The organism is Geomonas sp., from assembly GCF_056994735.1.
In genome coordinates this window covers 1-1,517 of sequence record NZ_JBXKJL010000304.1, presented here as the reverse complement: position 1 = coordinate 1,517, position 1,517 = coordinate 1, and the positions used below count along the sequence as shown (strand labels likewise).

At 61.8% G+C, this 1,517-nt stretch carries 2 protein-coding genes; both read left to right on the top strand.

Annotated features, from left to right (window positions below; genetic code table 11):
- Nucleotides 1-13: 13 nt before the first annotated feature.
- Nucleotides 14-919 (top strand): DmsE family decaheme c-type cytochrome, encoded by a 906-nt coding sequence (locus tag AC11W3_RS13475; RefSeq protein WP_484093154.1) that lies wholly within the window; start codon nucleotides 14-16, stop codon nucleotides 917-919.
- Nucleotides 920-931: 12 nt separating this feature from the next.
- Nucleotides 932-1,517 (top strand): MtrB/PioB family outer membrane beta-barrel protein (locus tag AC11W3_RS13470; protein ID WP_484093153.1); only part of this gene is annotated, 586 nt, incomplete at its 3' end.

The window sequence follows — 1,517 nt, the reverse complement described above, 5'->3', positions numbered from 1 at the left end:
AAGGAGGGTTTTCATGAAGAAGATGGTTTTGCTTCTCGGCTTTCTCTCTGCTGTTGTCCTCTTCGCCCATGTCCCGCCGGTATCTACCGACACGGGGTATGCAGGGGTAGAGGCATGCAAGGGCTGTCACGAGGGGTATTATGACAGCTACGCGCGGGGACCGCACGGCAAGAAGGCGGTATCGGGCTCCCCTGCAGCGCAGTTTGGCTGCGAATCCTGCCACGGCTCAGGAGCCGAGCACGTATCCAAGGGAGGGGGCAAGGGGGTGTCCATCTATGGTTTTGGCAGGAAGCTCGACGCCAAGGACAAGTCAGCCCGGTGCCTGGGGTGCCACGAAGACAGCCAGCACCTGATCAACTGGAACCTGTCGAAGCACAAATCAAACGGCATCGGCTGCACGGACTGTCACTCGGTGCATGCAGGCACGGGCAGGAGCCTCCGGGCTTCCCAGCCTGATCTGTGCTTTGACTGCCACAAGGACATCCGGCTGCAGAGCAACAAGCAGTCGCACCATCCGATACGGGAAGGCAAGGTCACCTGCACGGACTGTCACGACACGCACGGCACCTTTGGGGCCAAGATGCTCCGGGCAGGCACGGTCAACGAGCTGTGCTACAGCTGTCATGCGGAAAAGCGCGGGCCATTCCGGTTCGAGCACCCGCCGGTGGAGGCCGACTGCCTGAACTGCCACGCGGTGCACGGCTCCAACCATAACAGCCTGCTGGTGCGCAAGCCGCCGCAGCTCTGCCAGAGCTGCCACGAGGCAAACTTTCATCCCAGCACCCCCTATACCAAGGCAGACGGCTTCCGCGGGGCAGAGCCCAGCAACAAGCTGATCGGCCGGGCATGCATGAACTGCCACACCAACATACACGGAAGCAACGGCCCTGCGGGCAGCGGCCTGAGATTCCTACGCTAAGGAGGGATGACCATGCGACAGAAGACCATGATGATCATAGGTGCCGTACTGCTGGGAGTCGCGCTCATCTGCCCTGCGCAGGCCGCAGAGGACAGGAACTTCGAGGGCGAGGTCTCGGTGGGGGGCGTGCTTGCCGACATCAACGGCAGCGAGGCCAAGTTCAACGAGTACCGCAACGTCAACGATTCGCTCACCACGATGTTTGACATCAAGTACGACAACAACCGGTACTACCTGAAACTTGACGGGGACATCTCGCGGCAGACGAACTTCGGGCTGACCGGCGGGCTGTGGGGCGGCTTCAGCTACTATCTGAGGTACCAGGAGATCCCCCACAACATCACCTTTGGGGCGCGCACCTACTATCTTGAGGGCGTGGGCAGCGATGAGCTGGGCGGCATTGTTTCGGGGCCGGTGCCCGGGACGCCGACCACGGACGTGACGGCCTGGAAGGGGTTTGACTACTCCACCGAGCGCAAGCGCTACAGCGCCGGCTTCCGGCTCGATGCGCTGAAGCCCTTCTTTGTGAGCGCCTCGTTTAGCCGGGAGGACAAAAGCGGCATCAAACCGGCAGGGGCCTCCGGCGGGTTTTCCGTCA

Bases quoted from the DNA above. Each gene is read 5' to 3' on its own strand.
- AC11W3_RS13475 (WP_484093154.1), top strand. From the start codon at position 14: ATGAAGAAGATGGTTTTGCTTCTCGGCTTTCTCTCTGCTGTTGTCCTC.